The organism is Kribbella flavida DSM 17836, from assembly GCF_000024345.1.
Classification (GTDB): Bacteria; Actinomycetota; Actinomycetes; order Propionibacteriales; family Kribbellaceae; genus Kribbella; species Kribbella flavida.
Window position 1 is genome coordinate 3,508,335 of the sequence record NC_013729.1, and the last position, 22,110, is coordinate 3,530,444.

General features: G+C 71.2%; 20 protein-coding genes. 17 read left to right on the forward strand and 3 right to left on the reverse strand.

Annotation, left to right across the window (positions count from 1 at the left end; translation table 11 throughout):
- The first annotated feature begins 129 nt into the window (after positions 1-129).
- The 9 genes from KFLA_RS16250 (at position 130) to KFLA_RS37955 (ending at position 7,366) form a co-directional block, all read left to right on the forward strand.
- Complete coding sequence (locus tag KFLA_RS16250; RefSeq protein WP_012920894.1) at positions 130-828, forward strand: helix-turn-helix transcriptional regulator; 699 nt, start codon at positions 130-132, stop codon at positions 826-828.
- Positions 825-2,237 carry a Fe-S cluster assembly protein SufB gene (gene sufB / locus KFLA_RS16255; protein ID WP_012920895.1) on the forward strand — a complete coding sequence of 471 codons (1,413 nt, stop codon included), beginning with the start codon at positions 825-827 and terminating at the stop codon, positions 2,235-2,237. Before KFLA_RS16250 ends, sufB begins: the two co-directional genes overlap by 4 nt.
- Entirely contained in the window at positions 2,237-3,427 is a 1,191-nt protein-coding gene (gene sufD / locus KFLA_RS16260) for a Fe-S cluster assembly protein SufD (protein WP_012920896.1), read from the forward strand. Before sufB ends, sufD begins: the two co-directional genes overlap by 1 nt.
- Positions 3,428-3,429: 2 nt before the next feature.
- Positions 3,430-3,765, forward strand: coding sequence for a non-heme iron oxygenase ferredoxin subunit (locus tag KFLA_RS16265; RefSeq protein WP_012920897.1), 336 nt, complete (start codon positions 3,430-3,432; stop codon positions 3,763-3,765).
- 33 nt (positions 3,766-3,798) lie between these two features.
- Positions 3,799-4,563: a Fe-S cluster assembly ATPase SufC gene (sufC, locus tag KFLA_RS16270; RefSeq protein ID WP_012920898.1), complete on the forward strand. Its 765-nt coding sequence runs from the start codon at positions 3,799-3,801 to the stop codon at positions 4,561-4,563.
- A complete protein-coding gene (locus tag KFLA_RS16275; RefSeq protein WP_012920899.1) occupies positions 4,560-5,816 on the forward strand; it encodes a cysteine desulfurase in 1,257 nt (418 codons plus the stop codon). Before sufC ends, KFLA_RS16275 begins: the two co-directional genes overlap by 4 nt.
- A 7-nt stretch (positions 5,817-5,823) precedes the next feature.
- Complete coding sequence (gene sufU, locus KFLA_RS16280) at positions 5,824-6,297, forward strand: Fe-S cluster assembly sulfur transfer protein SufU (protein WP_012920900.1); 474 nt, start codon at positions 5,824-5,826, stop codon at positions 6,295-6,297.
- Positions 6,290-6,673 (forward strand): metal-sulfur cluster assembly factor, encoded by a 384-nt coding sequence (locus KFLA_RS16285; protein WP_012920901.1) that lies wholly within the window; start codon positions 6,290-6,292, stop codon positions 6,671-6,673. Before sufU ends, KFLA_RS16285 begins: the two co-directional genes overlap by 8 nt.
- 75 nt (positions 6,674-6,748) lie before the next feature.
- Entirely contained in the window at positions 6,749-7,366 is a 618-nt protein-coding gene (locus KFLA_RS37955; RefSeq protein ID WP_237706823.1) for an acVLRF1 family peptidyl-tRNA hydrolase, read from the forward strand.
- Positions 7,367-7,372: 6 nt separating this feature from the next.
- Here KFLA_RS37955 and KFLA_RS16295 read toward each other — a convergent pair whose 3' ends face one another.
- The 3 genes from KFLA_RS16295 to KFLA_RS16305 are packed head-to-tail and all read right to left on the reverse strand — an operon-like array spanning position 7,373 to position 15,599.
- A complete protein-coding gene (locus KFLA_RS16295) occupies positions 7,373-7,912 on the reverse strand; it encodes a hypothetical protein (protein WP_012920903.1) in 540 nt (179 codons plus the stop codon).
- The gene (locus KFLA_RS16300; RefSeq protein WP_012920904.1) at positions 7,912-8,454 is read right to left on the reverse strand and encodes a hypothetical protein; all 543 of its coding nucleotides are present in this window, start codon (positions 8,452-8,454) and stop codon (positions 7,912-7,914) included. Before KFLA_RS16300 ends, KFLA_RS16295 begins: the two co-directional genes overlap by 1 nt.
- Entirely contained in the window at positions 8,451-15,599 is a 7,149-nt protein-coding gene (locus KFLA_RS16305; protein ID WP_012920905.1) for a hypothetical protein, read from the reverse strand. The genes KFLA_RS16300 and KFLA_RS16305 overlap by 4 nt, the downstream gene beginning before the upstream one ends.
- A 221-nt stretch (positions 15,600-15,820) precedes the next feature.
- On the opposite strand from KFLA_RS16305, the gene KFLA_RS16310 reads away from it, so the two are divergent.
- The 8 genes from KFLA_RS16310 to KFLA_RS16345 all read left to right on the forward strand — a co-directional run bounded on the left by KFLA_RS16310 (position 15,821) and on the right by KFLA_RS16345 (position 22,084).
- A complete protein-coding gene (locus KFLA_RS16310) occupies positions 15,821-16,339 on the forward strand; it encodes a hypothetical protein (protein ID WP_148256655.1) in 519 nt (172 codons plus the stop codon).
- Positions 16,340-16,402: 63 nt separating this feature from the next.
- Positions 16,403-17,128, forward strand: a complete 726-nt coding sequence (locus KFLA_RS16315; RefSeq protein WP_012920907.1) for a hypothetical protein — start codon at positions 16,403-16,405, stop codon at positions 17,126-17,128.
- Positions 17,128-17,955 (forward strand): CpaE/TadZ family protein, encoded by an 828-nt coding sequence (locus KFLA_RS16320; protein ID WP_012920908.1) that lies wholly within the window; start codon positions 17,128-17,130, stop codon positions 17,953-17,955. Before KFLA_RS16315 ends, KFLA_RS16320 begins: the two co-directional genes overlap by 1 nt.
- Positions 17,952-19,262, forward strand: a complete 1,311-nt coding sequence (locus KFLA_RS16325) for a TadA family conjugal transfer-associated ATPase (protein WP_012920909.1) — start codon at positions 17,952-17,954, stop codon at positions 19,260-19,262. Before KFLA_RS16320 ends, KFLA_RS16325 begins: the two co-directional genes overlap by 4 nt.
- 214 nt (positions 19,263-19,476) lie before the next feature.
- Positions 19,477-20,382 (forward strand): type II secretion system F family protein, encoded by a 906-nt coding sequence (locus KFLA_RS16330; protein WP_012920910.1) that lies wholly within the window; start codon positions 19,477-19,479, stop codon positions 20,380-20,382.
- Positions 20,379-21,299 (forward strand): type II secretion system F family protein, encoded by a 921-nt coding sequence (locus KFLA_RS16335; RefSeq protein ID WP_012920911.1) that lies wholly within the window; start codon positions 20,379-20,381, stop codon positions 21,297-21,299. The genes KFLA_RS16330 and KFLA_RS16335 overlap by 4 nt, the downstream gene beginning before the upstream one ends.
- A 100-nt stretch (positions 21,300-21,399) precedes the next feature.
- A complete protein-coding gene (locus KFLA_RS16340) occupies positions 21,400-21,618 on the forward strand; it encodes a hypothetical protein (protein ID WP_012920912.1) in 219 nt (72 codons plus the stop codon).
- Between the two features lie 49 nt (positions 21,619-21,667).
- A complete protein-coding gene (locus KFLA_RS16345; RefSeq protein WP_012920913.1) occupies positions 21,668-22,084 on the forward strand; it encodes a TadE/TadG family type IV pilus assembly protein in 417 nt (138 codons plus the stop codon).
- The last annotated feature ends 26 nt before the right edge of the window (positions 22,085-22,110 follow it).

The following is a 22,110-nucleotide window of genomic DNA, read 5'->3' on the forward strand; positions in this document are numbered from 1 at the left end:
CACGGTCGCCCTTCGGCCCAGGCGCGGCCCGGTGAACCGGTTAGGGCAGCCTTATTTGAAGGGCCCGGGGAATTACGCGACACTGATGTTGTGAAAACTCCCGCGCCCTCTCGTTCCGGCAGGCACAGTGTGCCCGCGGGCACGCCGCAGGCGCGCGACGAGTCCACCCGGGACCGGGTCGCCCGCTCGATCCTGACCAACGGGCCGTCCAGCGCCGCGGTGCTGGCCGAGCGGCTGCAGCTCACCCCGGCAGCGGTCCGCCGGCACCTCGACCACCTGCTCGACGAAGGGCTGGTCGAGTCCCGCGAGGAGCGGGTCTACGGCCCGCGCGGCCGTGGCCGCCCGGCCAAGGTGTTCGCGCTGACCGACAGCGGCCGGCACGCGTTCCACCAGGCCTACGACGACCTGGCCACCACGGCGCTGCGGTTCATCGCCGAGGCCGGCGGTGACGAGGCGGTCGCGGAGTTCGCGCGCCGCCGGGTCGCCGAGGTCGAGCAGCGGTACGGTGAGCTGCTCGCGGCGGCTCCCGAGGGCAAGCGGGCGGAGGTGCTCGCCCAGGCGCTCAGCGCGGACGGCTACGCCGCCTCCACCCAGCAGGCCGGTGCCGGCGCCCAGTTGTGCCAGCACCACTGCCCGGTCGCGCACGTGGCCGAGCAGTTCCCCCAGTTGTGCGAGGCCGAGACCGAGGTGTTCTCGCGGTTGCTCGGCAAGCACGTCCAGAGGCTGGCCACCATCGCCCACGGCGACGGTGTCTGTACGACGCACATCCCCGGCGCTCAGCCGGTTTCTCCTGTATCCGACGGCGAATCTGCGAGGACTGCACGATGACGCAAACCGCTCACCCCGAACTGGAAGGCCTCGGCAACTACCAGTACGGCTGGGCCGACTCCGACACCGCCGGCGCGGTCGCGAAGCGCGGTCTCAGCGCCGACGTGGTGCGGGGCATCTCCACCCTCAAGAACGAGCCGGAGTGGATGCTCGACCTGCGGATGAAGGGCCTGAAGCTCTTCGACCGCAAGCCGATGCCGTCGTGGGGTGCGGACCTGTCCGGGATCGACTTCGACAACATCAAGTACTTCGTCCGGTCGACGGAGAAGCAGGCGACCAGCTGGGACGAGCTGCCCGAGGACATCAAGAACACCTACGACAAGCTCGGCATCCCCGAGGCGGAGAAGCAGCGCCTCGTGGCCGGCGTCGCCGCGCAGTACGAGTCCGAGGTCGTCTACCACCAGATCCGCGAGGACCTGGAGCAGCAGGGTGTCATCTTCGTCGACACCGACACCGGCCTGAAGGAGTACCCGGAGCTGTTCCAGGAGTACTTCGGCTCGGTGATCCCGGTCGGCGACAACAAGTTCGCCGCGCTGAACACGGCGGTCTGGTCCGGCGGCTCGTTCATCTACGTGCCCAAGGGCGTCAAGGTGGACATCCCGCTGCAGGCCTACTTCCGGATCAACACCGAGAACATGGGCCAGTTCGAGCGGACCCTGATCATCGTCGACGAGGACGCCTACGTGCACTACGTCGAGGGCTGCACGGCGCCGATCTACAAGTCGGACTCGCTGCACTCCGCCGTGGTCGAGATCATCGTGAAGAAGGGCGCCCGCTGCCGCTACACGACGATCCAGAACTGGTCGAACAACGTCTACAACCTGGTCACCAAGCGCGCCACCTGCGAGGAGGGCGCGACGATGGAGTGGATCGACGGCAACATCGGCTCCAAGGTGACGATGAAGTACCCGGCCGTGTACCTGATGGGCGAGCACGCCAAGGGCGAGACCCTGTCGGTCGCGTTCGCGGGCGAGGGCCAGCACCAGGACGCCGGCTCCAAGATGGTGCACAACGCGCCGTACACCTCGAGCTCGATCGTGTCGAAGTCCGTCGCCCGCGGTGGCGGCCGGACGTCGTACCGGGGGCTGGTCGAGGTGGCGCCGGGCGCGCACCACAGCAAGTCCACGGTGCGCTGTGACGCGCTGCTGGTCGACACCATCAGCCGCTCCGACACCTACCCCTACGTCGACGTCCGGGAGGACGACGTGGCGATGGGGCACGAGGCGACCGTCTCCAAGGTCAGCGACGACCAGCTCTTCTACCTGATGAGCCGGGGCATGGCCGAGGACGAGGCAATGGCGATGATCGTCCGCGGCTTCATCGAGCCGATCGCCCGCGAGCTCCCGATGGAGTACGCGCTGGAACTGAACCGACTGATCGAGCTGCAGATGGAAGGGGCCGTCGGCTGATGTCGTCTGCTGAAACCCTGGTGGCCACCGGCAACCGGGCGCACTCCCACGGGCCGGGTTCGCCGGTCCCGCTCCAGGCCCGGAGCGAGCGGACCACGTCGTACGACGTGGCCGACTTCCCGGTGCCGAACGGGCGCGAGGAGGAGTGGCGCTTCACCCCGGTCAAGCTGCTCAAGGGCCTGTTCGCCGACGAGGCCGGCGCCGAGACCGTCAAGGTCGACGCGCACGGTCCGGACGGCGTCGTGGTGGAGACCGTCGCGGCGGACTCGGTGCAGGCCGGCAAGCCGCAGGACCGGATCGCCGCGGTCGCCTGGGCGCACGCCCCGGAGACGTTCGCGGTCCGGATCCCGGCCGACGCCGAGCTGACCGACCCCGTGCACGTGAACGTCGCCGGCCTCGGCGCCCGCGGCTTCGCCCACTTGGTGGTCGAGTCCGGCCGGCACAGCCGGGCCACCGTGGTGATCGACCACACCGGCGCCGGTGAGCTCGCCTCGAACGTCGAAATCGTCGTCGGTGACGGCTCCGAGCTGCGGGTGGTCACCATCCAGCAGGGCGACGCCGAGTCGATCCACGTGGCCCAGCACGACGCCCAGGTCGGCCGCGACGCCAAGCTGCGGCACGTCGCCGTCACCCTCGGCGGCAAGGTCGTCCGGGTCTCCACCAACGTCCGGTACGCCGGTCCGGGTGGCGACGCGGAGCTGCTCGGCGTCTACTTCGCCGAGTCCGGCCAGCACCACGAGCACCGGCTGTTCGTCGACCACGAGGCGACGCACTGCAAGTCCAACGTGCTCTACAAGGGCGCGCTGGCCGGGGACGACGCCCGCGCGGTGTGGATCGGCGACGTGCTGATCCGGGCCGCCGCCGAGGGCACCGAGACCTTCGAGCTGAACCGCAACCTGGTGCTCACCGACGGCGCCCGCGCCGACTCGGTGCCGAACCTGGAGATCGAGACCGGCGAGATCGAGGGCGCCGGGCACGCGTCGGCGACCGGCCGGTTCGACGACGAGCAGCTGTTCTACCTGCAGGCCCGCGGTATTCCCGAGGACGAGGCCCGGCGCCTGGTGGTGTCCGGCTTCTTCAACGACATCATCGGCCGGATCGGCGTGGCCGAGGTCACCGAGCACCTGCACGCCGTGATCGAGCAGAAGCTGGCCCGCACGGCCGAGCTGAGCGCGGCGGTCAAGGTCTGACCATGAGTGACTCGTTCGAACGCGCCTGCGCGCTGGCCGACCTGCCCGACGAGGGGGTGCTGGCGACCGAGGTCGGTGGCGTCGAGGTGGCCGTCGTGAAGAGCGAGGGCCAGGTCTTCGCGGTCCGCGACGAGTGCTCGCACGCGCAGATCCAGCTGTCCGAGGGCGACGTCGGCAACTGCGAGATCGAGTGCTGGCTGCACGGCTCCCGGTTCGACCTGCGCACGGGGGAGCCGACCAGCCTGCCCGCGTACGACCCGGTGCCGATCTACCCGGTGCGGGTAGCAGGCGACGACGTGCTGGTCGACGTCAAGAACCCCCTGAACAGTGCCGGTTAACGGCTTCCTAACGACGGAGATAGAAGAAACCTCATGGCGACACTCGAGATCCGCGACCTGCACGTGTCGGTCGACACCGAGAACGGCCCGAAGGAGATCCTGCGCGGCGTCGACCTGACCATCGCCGGTGGTCAGACGCACGCGATCATGGGCCCGAACGGTTCCGGCAAGTCCACGCTGGCGTACTCGATCGCCGGCCACCCGAAGTACACGATCACCAGCGGCACGGTGACGCTCGACGGCGAGGACGTGCTGGCGATGGCCGTGGACGAGCGGGCCCGGGCCGGCCTGTTCCTGGCCATGCAGTACCCGGTCGAGGTGCCGGGCGTGTCGGTGGCGAACTTCCTGCGCACCGCCAAGACCGCGATCGACGGCGAGGCGCCGAAGCTGCGGACCTGGGTCAAGGACGTCAACGCCGCGCTGTCCGGGCTGGAGATGAAGCCCGAGTTCGCCCAGCGCAACGTCAACGAGGGCTTCTCCGGCGGCGAGAAGAAGCGGCACGAGATCGTCCAGCTGGAGCTGCTCGACCCGAAGATCGCGATTCTCGACGAGACCGACTCCGGCCTCGACATCGACGCGCTGAAGGTCGTCTCCACCGGCGTCAACCGGTTCGCCGAGAAGGGTGACAAGGGTGTCCTGCTGATCACCCACTACACCCGGATCCTGCGCTACATCAAGCCGGACTTCGTGCACGTGTTCGTCGACGGCCGGGTCGCCGAGGAGGGCGGCGCGGAGCTGGCCGACGAGCTCGAGGCGAACGGCTACGAGCGCTTCCTGAAGACGGGCGCGCAGGCGTGACGGGCGCCCGGACCTTCAGCAGTCCGCTGGACCTGCAGTCGGTCCGGGCGGACTTCCCGATCCTGTCCCGCGAGCTGGCCGGCGGGTTCCCGCTGGTCTACCTGGACTCGGCGAACTCCTCGCAGAAGCCGGTCCAGGTGGTCTCCGCGATCGAGCAGCACTACCTGCGGCACAACGCGAACGTGGCCCGGGCGATGCACCAGCTCGGCGCCGAGGCGACCGCGGCGTACGAGGGCGGCCGGGACAAGGTGGCGGCGTTCATCGGCGCCCCCAGCCGGGACGAGATCGTCTTCACCAAGAACGCCTCCGAGGCGCTCAACCTGGCCGCACACACGCTCGGCGCGGGGTTGAAGCCGGGGGACGAGGTGGTGATCTCCGAGATGGAGCACCACAGCAACATCGTGCCGTGGCAGCTGGCCTGCGAGCGGACCGGCGCCACCCTGCGCTGGTTCGGCGTCACCGACGAGGGCCGGCTCGACCTGAGCACCATCGACGACCTGATCACCGAGCGGACCAAGGTCGTCTCGCTGACCTGGGTGTCGAACGCGCTGGGCACGATCAACCCGATCACCGAGATCGCGGTCAAGGCACACTCCGCCGGCGCGACCGTCGTGGTCGACGCTTCGCAGGCGGTGCCGCAGTTCCCGGTCGACGTCGCGACGCTGGGCGCGGACCTGCTGGTCTTCACCGGCCACAAGGTGGTCGGCCCGACCGGCATCGGCGTGCTGTGGGGCCGGTACGACCTGCTCGCCGAGCTGCCGCCGTTCCTCGGCGGTGGCGAGATGATCGAGGTCGTCCGGATGACCGGGTCGACCTACGCCCCGCCGCCGGCCCGGTTCGAGGCCGGGACGCCGCCGATCGCCCAGGCGGTCGGGCTCGGCGCGGCCGTGGACTACCTGGCCGGGATCGGGATGGACAAGGTCGCCGCGCACGAGCACGCGATCACGGCGTACGCGCTGGAAGGGCTGAAGACCGTGCCGGGCCTGAAGATCCTCGGCCCGACCGACGCGGTCGACCGGGGCGGCGCGATCAGCTTCGAGCTGGACGGCGTGCACCCGCACGACGTGGCGACCGTGCTGGACACCCGCGGCATCGCGGTCCGGGCCGGGCACCACTGCGCCCGGCCGGTGCACGAGCGGTTCGGGGTGCAGTCCTCGACCCGGGCGTCCTTCTACCTCTACACGACGCCGGAGGAGGTCGAGGCGCTGGTCGACGGCCTCGGTTTCGTCCGGTCCTTCTTCAAGGTGGCCTGAGGCAATCATGCAGCTGGACTCGCTGTACCAGGAGATCATCCTGGACCACTACCGCAGCCCGCACCACGCGGGGCTGACCGAGCCGTACGACGTGGAGGTGCACCACGTGAACCCGTCGTGCGGGGACGAGGTCACGCTCCGGGTCGAGCTCGACGGCGACGTCGTGGCCGGGGTGTCGCACCACAGCGTCGGGTGCTCGATCAGCCAGGCGGCGACGTCGGTGATGAGCGACCTGGTGATCGGCAAGCCGGTCACCGAGGGCATGGCGACGTACGAGAAGTTCCTGGAGCTGATGCAGAGCCGGGGGAATGCCGAACCGGACGAGGAAGTTCTGGAAGACGGCGTCGCCTTCGCGGGTGTCGCGCAGTTCCCGGCCCGGGTGAAGTGCGCGCTGCTGGGCTGGTCGGCCTGGCGGGACGCCACAGCGCAAGCGCTGGCCAAGTCAGCGTCTTCGAAGACTGAGGGAGTGAGCAATGCCTGACCAGACCGACGAGAAGATCGAGCTGCCGGAGGTCGACCTCGCGGCGGCGAACAGCCCGGCTGGTGGCAGCGTCGCCGTCGAGGACGTGACCGAGGCGCTCAAGGACGTCGTGGACCCCGAGCTCGGCATCAACGTGGTCGACCTGGGCCTGATCTACGGCGTGACCGTGGACGACAGCACCACCGCGATCATCGACATGACGCTGACCTCGGCGGCCTGCCCGCTGACCGACGTGATCGAGGACCAGACCCGGATGGCGCTGGACGGCCTGGTCAACGACTTCCGGATCAACTGGGTCTGGATGCCGCCGTGGGGCCCGGAGAAGATCACCGACGACGGCCGCGAGCAGCTCCGCGCCCTCGGCTTCAACGTCTGAGGCACACCAGTACTGCGTCAGCCCGGGTCAGGTGGCCCGGGCTTTCGCATGCCTGGATGGGTTAGCGTCTGCGGGGTGACCCGTATCGTTTCCGTCGCCCCCGAGCGGCTCGACCGCTGGCTGACCGGCTTCGGCGAGCGGCACGGTGGGACGGCGTACGAGCTGGGGCCGGAGCTGGTCCGGGTGGCGGCGGACGACGGGGCGGTCGCGGAGATCACCGTGCCGTTCGGGCCGTTGGTGGAGCTGAGCCGGGACGGCCTGGTCGCGCACGTGCTCGCGGACCGGCGGCTCGGCGTACTGCTGGTACGGCGGGGTGGCTACGGAGCCGGCGTTTTCGTCGCCGGGAAGCTGACCGACTCGAAGGTCGGGTCGCGGCACGTGCAGGGGACCACCAAGGCCGGCGGCTGGTCGCAGCAGCGGTTCGCGCGGCGGCGGGAGAATCAGGCGCGCGAGGCGTTCGCCGCGGCGACCGAGGTGGCGGTCCGGATCCTGGCGCCGGCCCGGCTGGACGTCCTGGTCACCGGGGGAGACCGCAAGGCGATCGACACCGTGCTGGACGACCCTCGGCTCAACCGGCTGCGCGAGCTGGTCCGGCCGCCGTTCCTCGGGGTTGCCGATCCCAAGCTGAAGGTGCTCGAGCAGGCCGGTGCCGACGCCCGGGCGATCCGGATCGAGCTGACCGATCCGGACTGAGCCGGCCTACTGCTCGCCGTACAGGGCGCGGAAGTCCGACAGCGTGTCGCGGTAGAACTCGTAGTCCTCGGTCAGCTTCGCGCGGGTGAACAGCTCCCGGTCCTGCGCGTGCGTGCGCAGCCCGAGCTCGGTCCAGAAGCCCTCGTCGGGCACCTCGTCCGCGCCCTCGGGCAGGAACTTCAGCGCTTCGGCCATCGCGTCCCGGGCGAACTCCCAGTTCAGCTCGACCGCCGCCCGGTCCTGGCCCGGCTGCCCGGTGTACTCGAAGTCGGCGTCGAGCGCGCGTTTCGCCCAGACCGACGCCAGCTGAACCCAGTCGCCGGCGTCGAGCAGCAGCGAGTTGCCCAGCCCGAACCGTACGCCGAGCCGCCGGGCCTCGTCCTCGGTCCGGTACGGCACCTGCACCTCGCCCGCGGCCGAGCTGACCGTCCAGCCCTCCGGCCCTTCGGTGCGGGTGACTTCCGGTGTCTCGGTCACCCCACCGGCGTTCGCCGCCAGCACGCTCAGGTAGACCTCCGCCTCGGCCAAGGTCCTTGCGGTCAGCATCAATTCGCTCCCGGGTCGCTGTAGCTGTCTCGGACGACGAGCAGTCGCTCCACCCGGAACCTACCGGGTTCGGCGTCGCGGACAGCACGACCGTCGTCGGTCCAGAACGCGTCGTCGGGCACCGCGTCGGCGCCGGGCGGCACGAACTTGAGCACCTCCTCCACGGCGGCCCGGGCGATGCTCATCACCGTCGCCGCGTGGCTGTCGTCGGCCGGAGCGTCGGCCGGCACGGACTCGGCCGCGCTGTCGGCGACGGCCAGCCACTGCCCGGCGTCCAGCAGCTCGGAGGCCTCGGGCCCGCCGAAGTGCGGGAACGGGCCGACGGACTCGCGCTCGGGCAGACCGAACAGGTACTGCCGTTCGGCGCCGCACTGCGAGCAGACGCCGGCGTAGCTGATCACCAGCTCACCGTCGTCGTCGGCGAGCCCGTGCTCCCAGGGCGTCTCGATCGAGCCGCAGTCCGGGCACGGGTGCAGCTCCAGGAAGAGCAGCGTCTCGTCGCCGGTTCGTGCGATCGCGTACTTCGGGTCGTGGTCGCTCACTGCACCGCCATTCCGGATCCGCTCTTGCCGACCGTCGCCTGCCGGCCGGCGTACGGTTTGGTCCCGTCCTCGCGCACCGGTTCGGTCCGCCGGGTCGATCGGGTGTGGTCGAGGCCGGTCAGTGCGGAGGCCGGGATCCCGGCCTTCTCCAAAGCTCGGACGACGGAGCCGCTGAACCGCCCGTTCGTGCCCTCGGACTCGTACAGCGCGCGCAGGTCGACCTGCCCCTCGGCCAGCAGTGCCAGACTCGGGTGCAGGGTGGCGAACGCGGCGCCGTACCCGTTGTCGTTCTTGCCGGTCATCGTGCCGTTCGGCAGCGCCCGGTACACCTGGTCGCGTCCGTTGGCCTGCTGCACGGTGAGCACCACCTCGGTATTGTCCCGCCGCGCCGTGGCCAGCGCCTCCACCAGGGGTCGGTACGGCTGCAGCTTCATCGTGCCGTCGGTCTGCCGCACCTCCTCGCGGGCGGTCATCCGGTGCACCGGCAGCCGCTTGGCGGTCTTGGCCAGCTCGCTCGGGTCCCAGCCGCGCAGCGGTGGCTGACCGGCCTCCATCCGGGCCAGCATCTGCTCGTAGTCGTGCCGGAACACGGTCAGCGTGGCGACCCCGGTGGCGACGTTGTCGAAGGTCTGCTCGCGGTCGACCTCGGTCTTGTGGTCGCGGGTGGTGTGCTGCCGCCGGGCGTCGACGTGAAAGGTCACCAGCAGCTCCACGGTCACCACCTGGCCGGACACGTTGCTGTTGGTCTCGATCCGGTCGCCGGTGGTGTCGGAGCCTTTTTCCGCAGCCTGGTCGCCGAACGAGACTCCGGCCTTGAGGCCCGTGCCGGAGTCGCCGGTCCCGAGGTTCTGGCTGGTGGGCAGGGTGCGGGTGCTCTTGGTGGTCGTGGTGACGGCGGTCTGCTCACGGTAGACGTCACCGAGTTGGGCCTTGGCCGCTGTGCCTTCGGCCTCGGGATCAAGGAGCTGGAGGCCGGCCAGGTCCGCGCGCAGCCGCAGTACGACCTGGCGTGATCCGTGTCCAGGGACGGGCAGGGGAGTCGTCCACGGACTTCCGACGCCGTCGGAGCGCTCGAACGCCACGCGGCGCGCGCTGCCGGTCAACTGGTCACGCAGCGCCACCCTGTGCTGCTCGACCCCGCTCTGGGTGAGCCAGCCCCGGCCGCTGAGTTCGTGCGCGACCCGGGTCACCAAGGCGTCCTCGTACCGGCGGTCCTCGATCGTCTCCGCCTCGTCGGGCAGCCGGCCGTTCTCGTCGTGCAGCTGGATGCCGCGCAGGAACAGATGGTGAGGCAAGGTGACCGCGCGGTGGTCGGCGATCTCCGGGCGCTGCACGGGCGGCTGGTTGACGTCGGAGGCCGGCACCAGCAGCGTGATCTTGCCGCTCAGCTCCCGGCGCAGCGGCTCCGGTCGCTTGTCCTCGGAGCGCAGCCGGTCCAGGGTCTGCCGGACCGCGCCCTTGGTCTCGGCGCCGGGGCCCGGGGTCTCCTCGACGTCGATGACGATCCGGTACTCCTGCTCGGCGCGCACGGTGTCCGACCACAGGGCCCGGCTCAACCGCGTGTTCTGGTTCGTGACGCCGACGGTGTGCGAGGTGGTGAGTTCGGTGCTCAGTCCGGCGGAGCCGGAGTCGCCGTCGGTCATGCCGGCGCCGACGTCGGCGCTGTAGCCGGTCGTGCGGGTGATGCTGCGGCCGTCCTCGACGTAGTCGTAGCCCTGCAGGATGATCAACGCGTTCTCGGTCGGCTTCTTGCCGGCCGCCGGCTCGCCGGACCCGGCCGCCGCCTGGTCCGGCGTACCTGCCTGCTGACCCGGGCCCGCCGCCTCGGCGGGGGACCGGTCGATGGTGACCGGGCCGACGGCGACCTTCCTGATCCGGATCCGCAGGTTGCGCGGCGACTCGACACCGGGGTCGTCGCCTCCGAACGGGTAGTCCAGCGTGAGCCCGGCCGGATCCTTCAGCTTCTCCGCGTGCCCGCGGAACCGGGTCCCGGCCAGCGAGCTGCGGATCGCCGCCTGCACCGCCGGGTCCTGAGCAGCGTCCGGTACGCCGTCCCGGACCGTGGCCTGCACTCCCTGCTCCAGCGTCGTCCGGTGGCCATCGGAGTCGCGGAACTCGTTGCGGTCGATCAGTCCGGCGCCCATCGTCGTCCGGTAGTGCTCCGGCAGCGTCGCCTCGGCCCGGGTCTCGGCCACCTGCTGTGCCTTGGCCGCGACCTGCTCGAACTCCTCCGGCCGGGACGTCGGCGTGGTCAGGTTGGCCAGGTCGCGCAGCTTGGCCTTCAGTCGCGCGTCGGTGTGCGTGGCCGCCAGCCCGGTGGTGAGGCCGGACTTCTCCCGCTGGTACCGGCGCAGCAGCGTCGTGGTCGTCCGCCGGTCCAGGCTGAGGTTGCCGTCCAGGAGCCGTTCGACGGCGTCGGACACCTTCTCCAGCGGCAGGTTCAGCTGGCGGTGGCCGTACATCCGCAGGGCGTCGCGCTCGGGCAGCGTGAGCATCACCGAGCCGCTGTCCAGGTCGACCTTGGTCGCCTTCGCGCCGGCGGCCTTGATCTTCGCCTCCAGCACCAGGTCGCCGACGAACTGGTAGTGCTGGCCGTCCTTGATGTTCAGCCGCTCGACCCCGCGAATCGCCAGCTGGCTGCTCGAGCTGGAGACGCCGGCCGACCGCTTTACGCCGAGTGAGCCGCTCCACCCGTCTCCGTTGGCCTCGGCCTCGCCACTGCCACCACCGACGCCGACGGTGTGACCGGTCGAGCTGCCGGTGGTGAAGCCCGAGCTGTCCAGGGTCAGGTTGATGTCGCCGATCACCGGGTGGCCGCTGCCGACGTACCGGAGGTTCTCGATCCGGGTCTTGAGCGAGATGCTGCCGCGGCGTGGGGTGAGACCGCGCTGCGCGACCGCCTGGGCCGGGTCCGAGGGGACCGGGCTGACCACGAAACCCGTCGTGTACTCGGACGTGAGCATCTCGGGATGGGCGATGAGGTTGGGCCCGCTGACGAACGCGGCCAGGTGGTGCATCGCGGCCGTGTCCGCCCGGGCGGCGGCCGGCATCGCGGCCGCGAGCCGGGACGCCACGTCGCCGGCGTCGAGGTGGTGCCAGGTCGCGGACTGCAGCAGGTGCGGGTCGACCGCGCCCGCGATCGCCACGCACTGCGGCTCGCCACGGTCACAGGTCTCGCTGTCGATCGACACCTTGGCGCTGCCGGCCACCTCGACGATCGGTTCGGAGTCACCCTCGGGAAAGACCTCGGTGATGATCTGCCGGTGCGGGAGGCGGACGTCGGCCAGCGGCGCGGAGGTCTCGGCCGACGCGACCCCGTTGACCGTCGTCCCGGTGGTCCAGGCGACGAACCGGCCGAGTGCCGAGCGTCCGTACGACGCCCCTGCGTCCGGCGTACCGCCGGCCTGTCCGGGCGAGGGCTTGTTGCTGAAGCCCAAACGCGCCAACCACGGCAGGCCCTTGGACCGGCCCCGGGATCGGACGGTCGTGTTCGATCCGATGTTCAGGGTTGCCCCGGTCTGCGAGGTGTTCAGCCCGAGTGCTTTGGCGTTCTCGAAGTCCTGGAGCAGCACATTGCGGTAGCTGCGCTGCTGCGGCGGACGGCCCACTCGGTGCTGGGTGAGCGCGAAGACGATGCCGCCTTGACAGGCCTCCTCGTACCCGGTCTCCAGCCGGGTCTTGGACAGCTGCTGCCCGACCCGCTCGAGATTGGCCAGCTGGCTGGTGACCAGCACCGGGTCCTCGCCGGTCAGCTTCGCGATGATCGGCCGGAACTTGTCGTCGAGCGGCGGCACCATGCCCTCGGCGCTCAGGTGCCGGACGAACGCCTGGTACGCCGCCGGGGCGCCGCGCAGATCCTGGATCAGCGCCGGCCCGGCGCCGCGCAGCTGACCCGGCTCGTCGCCGAACCAGACCGGCAGCTTCAACGGCTGGTCGGTCGGTTGCGCATCGCCGCGGGTCAGGACGCGCCCCTCCGGCCCGAGCTGCGGCGCGCCGTTCTCGTCCAGCACCAAGATGTCCTTCGGCACCGGGAACTCGTGATGCAGCGCCTCCTTCGCTGCCATCCGCAGTACGGCGTCGCCCTCGCCGTCGACCACGAACGACTCGTCCTTGTCCAGCCGGTGGAAGGTCAGCCGGTGCACCAGCCGGACCTTGATCCCGACCGTCTCCGCGGTCCGCCGCACACTCGGCCGGATCGCCACGTCGCTGACGCTCAGGCTGTCCTCGCGGGAGACGTTCCGGCTGCCCCGCACGCTCGGTCCGAGGTCGACGTCGGTCGAGCCGAGATCGGCCAGGCCGCTGCCGCGGACCCCCAGCGACGCGCTGGTCGAGGACGACGTCCCGAAGGACTGGCTGCCGCTGGCGCCGGAGAAGCCGACCCCGACACCCTCGATCTTGTGGTCGGGATCGCTGCCGCTGAGCAGCTCGGCGCGCTCCCGGACGACAAAGGTCTCCAGCTGGGCGTAGGCCACCGGCCGGCCGCCGTTGTGGATCAGCCGGCCCAGGCCACCGGGCTGGGTGGTCTCCGACATCGACGACGTGCCGTCGTCGTGCAGCAGGCTGTTGATCTCGTCGAGCGCGGTCCGGTCGAGCTTGCCGAGCCGCGCCTGCAGCTGGGCGACGGACTCGTCCGCCATGGCGTCCAGGCCGTCGACGCGAGACGCGACGTGCTCGGGCAGCCCTTGTCCGGCCGGTTCGACGTCCAGGTTGAGGTCGGCAAGCCGGACCGTGTCGGTCGGAGGCGGGACCGTGTAGTCGTGCACGATGCCGAGCAGCAGGTGCGTGTTGTCGGCCTCGGCGCCGGAGTCGACGACCCGTGCCTGGGACCACGGCGCGAGGGCGGAGTGGCGGACCTGCCAGCCCCACGCAGGGTTGTCCGACCGGTACGGCAGGATCCCGCTGAACACTTCCACCGATCCCGGTACGCCGTTGCGCTGCGCGCCGCCGGTCACGCCGTGACTCCGGCCGACGGCGTGCTCCACGCCGGGGTCGACCACCTGCGAGACGGCCTTCACGGCGCTGGAGTCGGGCAGCGCGGCGGTGATGGTCTTCGCGCTGACGCCGCCGTTGTAGGTGAGCGTCTCGGTCAGCGAGGTCGCGATGCTGTAGCCGCCCTGGCGCAGCTGGGCCAGTGCTCCTTCGTCGAAGGTGACCGGCGAGTCCAGCACCTCGCGCAGTTCGCCGGGGCGCAGGTGCAGCTTGAACTGGGTGAGCTGGGAGACGTCCGCGCGCGGATCGTTGCCCACGGTCAGCACCAGACCATCTGGCGACAGCACCCGCCGGGCGTGACCGCGAAGCCGCCGGTGCAGCACCTCCGGCGTGAAGCGGTACGGATTGTTCTGCTCGGCCAGCGACTGGTTGAGCTCGCTGGTCAGCTTGGTCAGGTGGGGGAACCGGCCGGAGCTGATCGCGACGTGCTGGATGTCCGGCGACGGCAGCGTCGCGGCCGCCGCGGTGCGGTAGGCGTCGACCTTGGTCTCCGCGTTCCGGGCGATGCTCTGGAGCTCCGGACCGGACACGCCGCTGTCGAGACCGTCCAGCAGCTCCTGGTACGCCTGACCGGCTTCCTTCGCCTTCGCGGCAGCGGTATCGCAGCTCGCCGCGACGAGGGTGTGCCGCCCGGCGGAGGCCATCGAAGCCGCCGCGGTCTTGCGCAGCCGGCGCCCGCGCTCTCCCGCGGCGGAGTCCTGGTAGCCCTCCTGCTCCTCGGCCTGCTCCAGGGTCTCCGCAGCGCTGTCCTGCGCGGTCGTGGCCGACGTACGGTTCAGCTCCGCGCGGTGCTCGAGTGCTTCGGCCGCCTTTTCCAGTCCGGAGATCTGGCCGACCACCTGTTCGCGCAGATGAGCCGGAGTGTTCGGCTCCGGGCGGGCGGTGGCCGTCCGGTCGGGCGCGATGACGTGCAGGCTCTGCTCCGACCACGGCATGGCCGGCGCCGTGCCTTCCTTGCGTTCGATCGTCGCGGCAAGCTCTTCGAGCTGGCCGCGCAGGTCGGCGCTGCGAGCCGGGTCGGGGGACGGGCGAAGCTGCTCCTCGCGCCAGTGCCGGCTGAGCAGCCGGAATTCGTCGTACTGCGATGTCGCGTGCCGGTCGCGACCGCGGACTCCGCGCAGGGTGGACTTCAGTCGGCCGAGAAGGCCGGTGGGCTCGGCGTTGCGCGAGTCCAGCCGGCGCAACGTGCCGCCGATCTGACTCGCCCAGACCCGCGGCAGCTGGTCAGTGGGTGTCGAGCTTGCGATGCGGACGACGTGCGGGTCGGCCTGGCTGCCGGAGCGAACGGTGGTGTCGGCGGCCAGGCCCTTCGGCGGCTCCTGGTCGTCGACCCGGAAGTACTGCGGGCCGTGCTCGGCTGTGGTGACCACCCCGAGCTGGGGGCGGCCGACCAGCGCCATCGGCGCCGTGAGCTCGACGGACAGGTCGCCCGGCCGGACCTCGCGCAGCGCTCCCAGCGCTTCGGTGGGGGCGAGAGCAGGCTGGTTCTCCGGTCGTGCGCTGCGGCTGCGCCGGGTCTCCGGCGTACGGACTGTCTGAGCGGTGGGGCGGCGGTGCCGGCCACCGAACTCGCGGCGGTGGCGACCTCGGCCGCGGGCGGTCACCGGGGGAGTGGCAGCGCGCGACAGCAGCTCCGCCTCGCGGCGGATGTCCTGCGCGGCCTGGACGGAGTCAGCGACCAGCGGCGGGCGCTCGGCGGCCTGCTCGGCCGATCGCCGCCGGACTGCGGTCTCGGTCGTCAGCGGGTTGGTCTCCAGGACGGCACGCAGGACCGTACGGGTCTGGTCGCGCACGTCGTCGGGGAGATCGTCCAGGTCGAGCATCCGGTCCAGCGCGGCCGTGGCGCCGTCGACCGGCGATGAACCGCCGCGGCTGTGGTCGACCTCTGCCCCGACCAGCGCCACCGCCTCGGCGAGCAGCCGCTGGTCGGTCACGTCGTCGCGCTGGGCCATCGCGGCCAGCCGGGTGTCGAGCCGGCCCACCGCGTCGCGCTCCAGCACGTCGGTGGCCCCGCTCAGCCGCACCCGGCCGTCGTCGAGCGCCATCGCCTCCGGCACCACGACCCCGAGCGCCACCCCGAGTGCGGCCCGGGCCCGCTCGGCCGGCGTGAACACCGGACGGGTGCCGTCCGGGTGGTTCCCCGCTGCCTCGGTCATCGTCGGTCAGACTCCGATCCTCATCCGCTCACGGTGACGTGAGTGTGACCGCAAAGTAACGGTTCGGGTTCCCGCAGGCAACCAACTGCCGATCTCGATCCGGAATCGGTGGCTGATTCACGAAACCGCCGTGGCCGACGGTGCGCAGAGGTCGTCAAACCTTCACCTTCCGGCCAGTTCGGTTGCCTGTCGCATCGATCTCGGTGTGCCAGGGTGAGGTGGTGAACGCTGTCCTGTTTCCTTCCCGCTGGACGCTGCCCGAAGCGCGCAGCCTGGCCGCCCAGCTACGGCACACGGCTACCACCGCCGCGGAGTACGACGGCCTGGAGCTGTTCGGTGCCCTGACCGAGTATCTCGACGACCTGTACGGCGGTGCGGGCTTCGACCGGTTGCTGCCGGAACCCGAGCGGACTGCGCTGGCCGGCCGGATCCAGGCGGTCCGCGGCCGCTCAGGCCCGGCGCCGGTCGAGCTGGACGAGCACGGCGTACCGGTCGATCTGTCCGCCACGGAAGCGGATCCACGCCTGGACCAGCCGGTCAACGCCGCCGTGACGCTGCTCGAAGGCCGTCGGCTGGCGGCCGAGCTGGCGACGGCCGGAGACTGGCAGGGCGAGCTCGGCGGCTGCCTGCAGGCTTTGTACACCTATCTGGACCAGTTGTACGGCGGACCTGGGGCGTTCACCGAGCTGCTGACCCCCGAGGAGCGGGCCCAGGTGGCGGCCGGTGCACCCAGTCGGTAACGGCCCTGCACCGGCGTGGACCTCGCGGCGCGGATGGCACCTCGTGGCCATTACGGTAGGCCCGTGAGTTTCTCCTCCACCAACCGTGCCCCCGCCGTCGGCGCCCGCGCGGCCAAGCCCGCCGGTACGACGAACCGTCTCCCGGGCGGCCGCGAGCGCCGTCCCGCGCTGGCTGCCCTGGCGGTGATCCTCATCCTGCTCGGCGCGGCCGGCTCGGCGCTGATCGCGATCAACAACGGCGAGCGGCAGTACTACGTGGCGGCCAAGGTGCCACTGCCTCCCGGTCACCTGATCGACAAGGACAATGACCTCACGCGGGGAGACCTGGCCGGCGCCACCGGTCGGTTGGTGCCGTGGTCGGAGCTGGAACGCCTCGACGGCCAGTACACGACGTCCTGGATCTACCCCGGCCAGTTCCTGGCCGAGGGGAGCACCACCCGCGATCCGGTGCCCGAGGGCGGGGCACTGGTCGGGATCAGCCTGGAGGGCGGCCGGGCGCCGTCGGAGGAGCTCCAGCAAGGCGACATCGTGCGCCTGATCCGCGTCCCGGCAGCGAACCAGGACGGTGGCGTGCCGCAGATCATCGCGCCGGCCGCGTCGATCAAGAGCAAGAGCGGAGCGCTCACCGACGCGAAGACGAACGCCGGCACCACGCTGAACGTGACCGTGCTGGTGCCGGACGAGCGCGCCACCGCGGTGGCCGCCGCGGCCGCCGCGAAGACGCTGGTGCTGGTCAAGCTGTCCTCGGCGGTCAAGCCCGAGATCTCGAACGCGACCGGAGGGCGTTGATGGCGCTGGTCGCGTTGGCGAGCGCCAAGGGCTCGCCGGGAGTGACGACTGCCGGTCTCGTGCTCGGCGCGCTCTGGCCACGGCCGGTGCTGCTGGCCGAGTGCGACCCGGCCGGCAGCGACGTCGCGATCCGGATGACCGCCCCGGGCGGCCAGCCGCTGAACTCCGACCGCGGCCTGGTCAGCCTCGCCGCGGCCGGTCGCAAAGGCCTCGGTGACGACGTGATCATGGCGCACAGCCAGCAGCTCGACGGCGGGCTCGACGCGATGATCGGGGTCCGCTCGCCCGAGCAGATCGGCGGCATGGGCGGTCTGTGGGCTCCGTTGGGCATCACCTTCAACCAGATGCACAACACCGACGTACTGGCCGACTGCGGGCGGATCGGCCCGGCCTCGCCGCAGCTGCCGGTCGTGCAGGCCGCGCGCCTGGTCGTGCTGGTGTGCACAGCGACCGGATCGTCGGTGGCACACCTGCGGGAGCGGCTGTCGTCGCTGGTGCACCACGTCGACGCCCGGCTCGGCGTGATCGTGGTCGCCGACCCGAAGCGCCGCGACGGCGTCAAGCAGGTCTGGTCGGTACTGGACGCGATGTCGGTCCAGGTCCAGCACCGCTGGCACCTCGCCTACGACCCGGCCGGCGCGGCGTTCTTCGACGGCCGCGGCCACGGCCGGCTGGACCGGACCGCACTGATCCGGACCGCGACCGAGATCGCCGCCGAGATGGCCGCGTCCGTCGCGATGCCCTCGCAGTACGAGTACGACATGGCGCAGGCCGCCTTCCCCGGCGGAGAGGTCCGGCCCGGTCCCGACCTGGAGGCACGCCGGTGATCACCGACCAGGAGCTGGTGCGCAGCCTGCGGGTCCAGGTCGCAGAGCGGCTGAACGAGCAGCGCCGCCGCGACCAGGCCAACGGCGTACCGCCGATGAGCGCCGAGGACGAGCGGGAGTACGCGCGCTCGCTGATCGTCCAGGTGCTCGAGGACCACGCCCGCTACGAGCTGGCCGAGGGACGCACCCCGCCGACGCCGGAGGACGACGCGCAGATCGCCGGCGCGATCCACTCCGCGCTGTTCGGCGTCGGCCGGCTGCAGCCGCTGATCGACGACCCCGAGGTCGAGAACATCGACATCAACGGCTGCGACCAGGTGTTCGTCCAGTACGGCGACGGCCGGGAGGAACGGCCCGGTCCGGTCGCGGACAACGACGAGGAACTGATCGAGCTGATCCAGGTGCTGGCCGCGCACGCCGGCTTGACCAGCCGGCCGTTCGACTCGGCCAACCCGCAGCTCGACCTCCGGCTGCCGGACGGCTCCCGGTTGTCCGCCGTGATGGGCGTGACGTCGCGGCCGGCGGTCTCGATCCGGCGGGCGCGGCTCGGCCGGGTGTTCCTCAAGGACCTGGTGGCCAACGGCACCATGTCCGAGGACGTCGGCTCGTTCCTGGCCGCGGCCGTGGCGGCGCGCAAGAACGTCATGATCGCGGGCGCCACCAACTCCGGCAAGACCACGCTGCTGCGGGCGCTGGCCAACGAGATCCCGCCGCACGAGCGGCTGATCACCGTCGAGCGCTCGCTCGAGCTCGGCCTCGGCGAGTTCAAGGACCTGCACCCGAACGTGGTCGCGTTCGAGGAGCGGCTGCCGAACTCCGAGGGCGTCGGCGAGGTCAGCATGGCCGACCTGGTCCGCCGCTCGCTGCGGATGAACCCGTCCCGGGTGATCGTCGGCGAGGTGCTCGGCGACGAGATCGTCACCATGCTGAACGCGATGAGCCAGGGCAACGACGGTTCGCTGTCGACGATCCACTCGAACAGCTCGATGGAGGTGTTCAACCGGATCAGCACCTACGCCATCCAGGCCTCCGAGCGGCTGCCGATGGAGGCGACCCAGATGCTGATCTCCGGCGCGCTCGACTTCGTCGTGTTCGTCCGCAAGCACAACGACTACCAGCACGGCGGCACGCTGAGCCGGTACGTCGAGAGCATTCGCGAGGTGACCGGGTGGGACGGCCGGGTGCTGTCCGGCGAGGTCTTCGCACCGGGACCCGACGGCCGGGCCGCGGCGCACGCGCCGATCGCCTGCATGGACGAGCTGGAGCACTTCGGCTACCAGCCGATGGTGCACGGCCGGTGGGCATGAGGTGCAGCGATGACTGTGTTGTTGGCCTCGCCCCCGGCTCGGCGGGTCGTGGGGCTTTGTCTCCCGGTCTTCCCTCGTCGCTCCAGTCGCTTCGCTCCCTCCACTCCTCAGTCCAGACCGGGAGGCCCCACGACCTTCGCGGCGCACCTCGAACCGGACCGGGAGGCGCCATGACCGGGCTCCTTCGGCTCCTCAGTCCAGGCCGGGAGGCGCCATGACCGACCGGACCTTGCTCGCGCTGCTGTGCGGCGCGGTGGTCGGCGGCGGGATCCTGCTGCTGATCGTCGCGATCCGCGGCACCACGCCGCGCGAGGAGACACCGTCGCTGTTCAAGCGGAGTACGGGCGCGGACAGCCGGCGGCAGCTCACCCGGATCGGCGCCGGCCTCGCGGTCGCGCTGATCGTCCTGGTGGTGACCCGCTGGCTGGTGCTGGCCGCCGCGCTCGGGCTGCTGGCCGCGATGGCCGACCGGTTCTTCGGCGGTACCGGTGAGGAGCGCCGCGCGATCGAGCGGCTGGACGCGCTGGCCACCTGGACCGAGGCGCTGCGCGACACCATCGCCGGCGCGGTCGGCCTGGAGCAGGCGATCCCGGCGACCGCGGTGAACGCGGCGCCGGCGATCAAGCCCGGGCTGAACCTGCTGGTCGACCGGCTGCGGATCCGGGAACCGTTGCCGTCGGCCCTGATGCGGTTCGCCGACGACCTGGACGACCCGTCGGCCGACCTGATCGTGGCCGCCCTGGTGCTGAACGCGCGGCTGCGTGGACCCGGCCTGCGCGAGGTGCTGTCCGCCTTGGCCGACTCGGCCCGCGAGGAGCTCGACGTCCGGCGCAAGGTCGCCGCCGAACGCCGCTCGACCCGGCGGTCGGTCCAGGTCGTGGTCGCCATCACCCTGCTGGTCGCGGCCGCGCTGGTGCTGTTCAACCCGGCGTACGTCGAGCCGTACACGAGCTTCGTCGGCCAGTTCGTGCTGTTCCTGGTGATCGCCCTGTACGCCGTGGGGCTGGTCTGGCTGCGCAAGCTGGCCAAGATCGAGGTGCCCGAGCGGTTCCTGGTCCGCAGCGGTGACAAGCGGGCCGGCCGGGCCGGCGACGAGCGGATGGAGGTGGTGGGCGGATGACATGGGCTTTCGTCAGCGGCGGACTCGTCGGGCTGGGGGTGTTCCTGCTGATCCGGATGTTCGTCAAGCCGGCCCCGAACGTGCTGTCCACGATCGCGCGGATCGACGCCGGCCGGACCGGCTACACCAGCGCCGCCACCGCGAGTGCCGCGGGGGAGAAGGTGCTCGGTGGCGTCGACCGGGCCCGGGAGACGCTCGGCCGGCGGCTGGAGGCCGAGGCGAACGCGCGCGGCTGGGCGTTCGGCCGGCTGCGCCGCGACCTGGCGGTGATGAACCAGCCGTTCGCGACGATGCTGGCCACCAAGGTGTTCTTCGCGCTCGGCGCGCTGATCTTCATCCCGCTGGTGCTGTACGGCGCGAGCGTGATCGGGCTGCCGGCGCCCGGGGCGACGCCGGCCGTGGTCACCCTGGCGGCGATGGCGTTCGCGTTCTTCCTGCCCGACCTGGCGCTGCGCCAGGAGGCGGAGGAGCGGCGGCGCGACTTCCGGCACGTGGTCGGCAGCTTCCTCGACCTGGTCGCGATGAACCTGGCCGGCGGCCGGGGTCTGCCGGAGGCGCTGATGACGGCCTCCACGATCGGCGACCACTGGGCGATGGCACGGATCCGGCAGGCGCTGGCCAACGCCCGGCTGATCGGCATCACCCCGTGGGACGCGATGGCCCGGCTCGGCGACGACCTCGGCGTCGAGGAGCTGCGCGACCTGGCGTCCGCGCTCGCGCTGGCCGGCGACGAGGGCGCCAAGATCCGCGCCTCGCTGCTGGCCCGCGCCGCGTCGCTGCGCCGCAAGGAGCTCGCGGACGTCGAGGGCAAGGCCGGTGAACGCTCCCAGTCCATGCTGGTCGCCCAGCTGGTGATGTGCGCCGCGTTCATGCTGTTCCTCGGGTACCCGGCCGGCGCGGCGATCCTGGGAAGTTAGTCGGACCGGCGGATCGGGCAAGGGATCCGTCGAGCGGAGTTGTCCGTCGTACCGGGCATACTGAGCCCTGGTTCGGCCCCGAAGAGTGGAAGGCAAACGGATGAACGTGGAAGTGCAGTTCGTGCGCGCGATGGTCGGCTACGCGCTGGCGCGGGCCCACAACCAACGGGCCCGGGCCCGGCGCGGGGACAGCCAGCTCGGCGCCTCGGCGCTGGAGTGGGCGATCATCTCGGCCATCCTGGTCGCCGCGGCGATCGCGATCGGCGCGGTGGTGAAGAGCGTGATCGACAAGCGCACCGGCGAGATCCAGAAGGGCTGACACCTTGCCGCGGGGACGTCGCCGGAGCAGCCCACCCGCCCGCGGGTGGGTGTCGCGCCGACGCTCGGAGCGGGGCGCCAGCTCGCTGGAGCTGGCGATCCTCGCGCCGACGCTGCTGGCGCTGATCTTCGTCTCCATCCAGGCCGCGCTGTGGCTCTACGGCCGGTCGGTCGCGCTGAACGCGGCGCAGGAAGGCGTCTCCCGGCTCCGGATGGTGCAGCCGCCGCTGTACACCGCCGCAGTGGGCGAGAAGGTCCGTGCCGACATCGAGGCGTACGCACAGCAGCTCGGCGGCAACTCCCTGGGCGACGCGAAGGTGGAGACACCGACGTACAACAACCCCGAGGGCTTGGTGTCGTTCACGGTGACCGGTGAGACCATCTCGCTGGTGCCCGGCCTGACGCTGACCGTCAGCCGCACGGCCACCGGCCCGATCGAGCAGTTCGAAGCCGACGACGGTGAGTGAGGCATGACCATCCTGGGGAAGCACCG

Bases quoted from the DNA above. Each gene is read 5' to 3' on its own strand.
- sufB (WP_012920895.1), top strand. From the start codon at position 825: ATGACGCAAACCGCTCACCCCGAACTGGAAGGCCTCGGCAACTACCAG.
- sufD (WP_012920896.1), top strand. From the start codon at position 2,237: ATGTCGTCTGCTGAAACCCTGGTGGCCACCGGCAACCGGGCGCACTCC.
- KFLA_RS16265 (WP_012920897.1), top strand. From the start codon at position 3,430: ATGAGTGACTCGTTCGAACGCGCCTGCGCGCTGGCCGACCTGCCCGAC.
- sufC (WP_012920898.1), top strand. From the start codon at position 3,799: ATGGCGACACTCGAGATCCGCGACCTGCACGTGTCGGTCGACACCGAG.
- sufU (WP_012920900.1), top strand. From the start codon at position 5,824: ATGCAGCTGGACTCGCTGTACCAGGAGATCATCCTGGACCACTACCGC.
- KFLA_RS16285 (WP_012920901.1), top strand. From the start codon at position 6,290: ATGCCTGACCAGACCGACGAGAAGATCGAGCTGCCGGAGGTCGACCTC.
- KFLA_RS16295 (WP_012920903.1), bottom strand. From the start codon at position 7,912: ATGCTGACCGCAAGGACCTTGGCCGAGGCGGAGGTCTACCTGAGCGTG.
- KFLA_RS16305 (WP_012920905.1), bottom strand. From the start codon at position 15,599: ATGACCGAGGCAGCGGGGAACCACCCGGACGGCACCCGTCCGGTGTTC.
- KFLA_RS16320 (WP_012920908.1), top strand. From the start codon at position 17,128: ATGGCGCTGGTCGCGTTGGCGAGCGCCAAGGGCTCGCCGGGAGTGACG.
- KFLA_RS16330 (WP_012920910.1), top strand. From the start codon at position 19,477: ATGACCGACCGGACCTTGCTCGCGCTGCTGTGCGGCGCGGTGGTCGGC.
- KFLA_RS16335 (WP_012920911.1), top strand. From the start codon at position 20,379: ATGACATGGGCTTTCGTCAGCGGCGGACTCGTCGGGCTGGGGGTGTTC.
- KFLA_RS16340 (WP_012920912.1), top strand. From the start codon at position 21,400: ATGAACGTGGAAGTGCAGTTCGTGCGCGCGATGGTCGGCTACGCGCTG.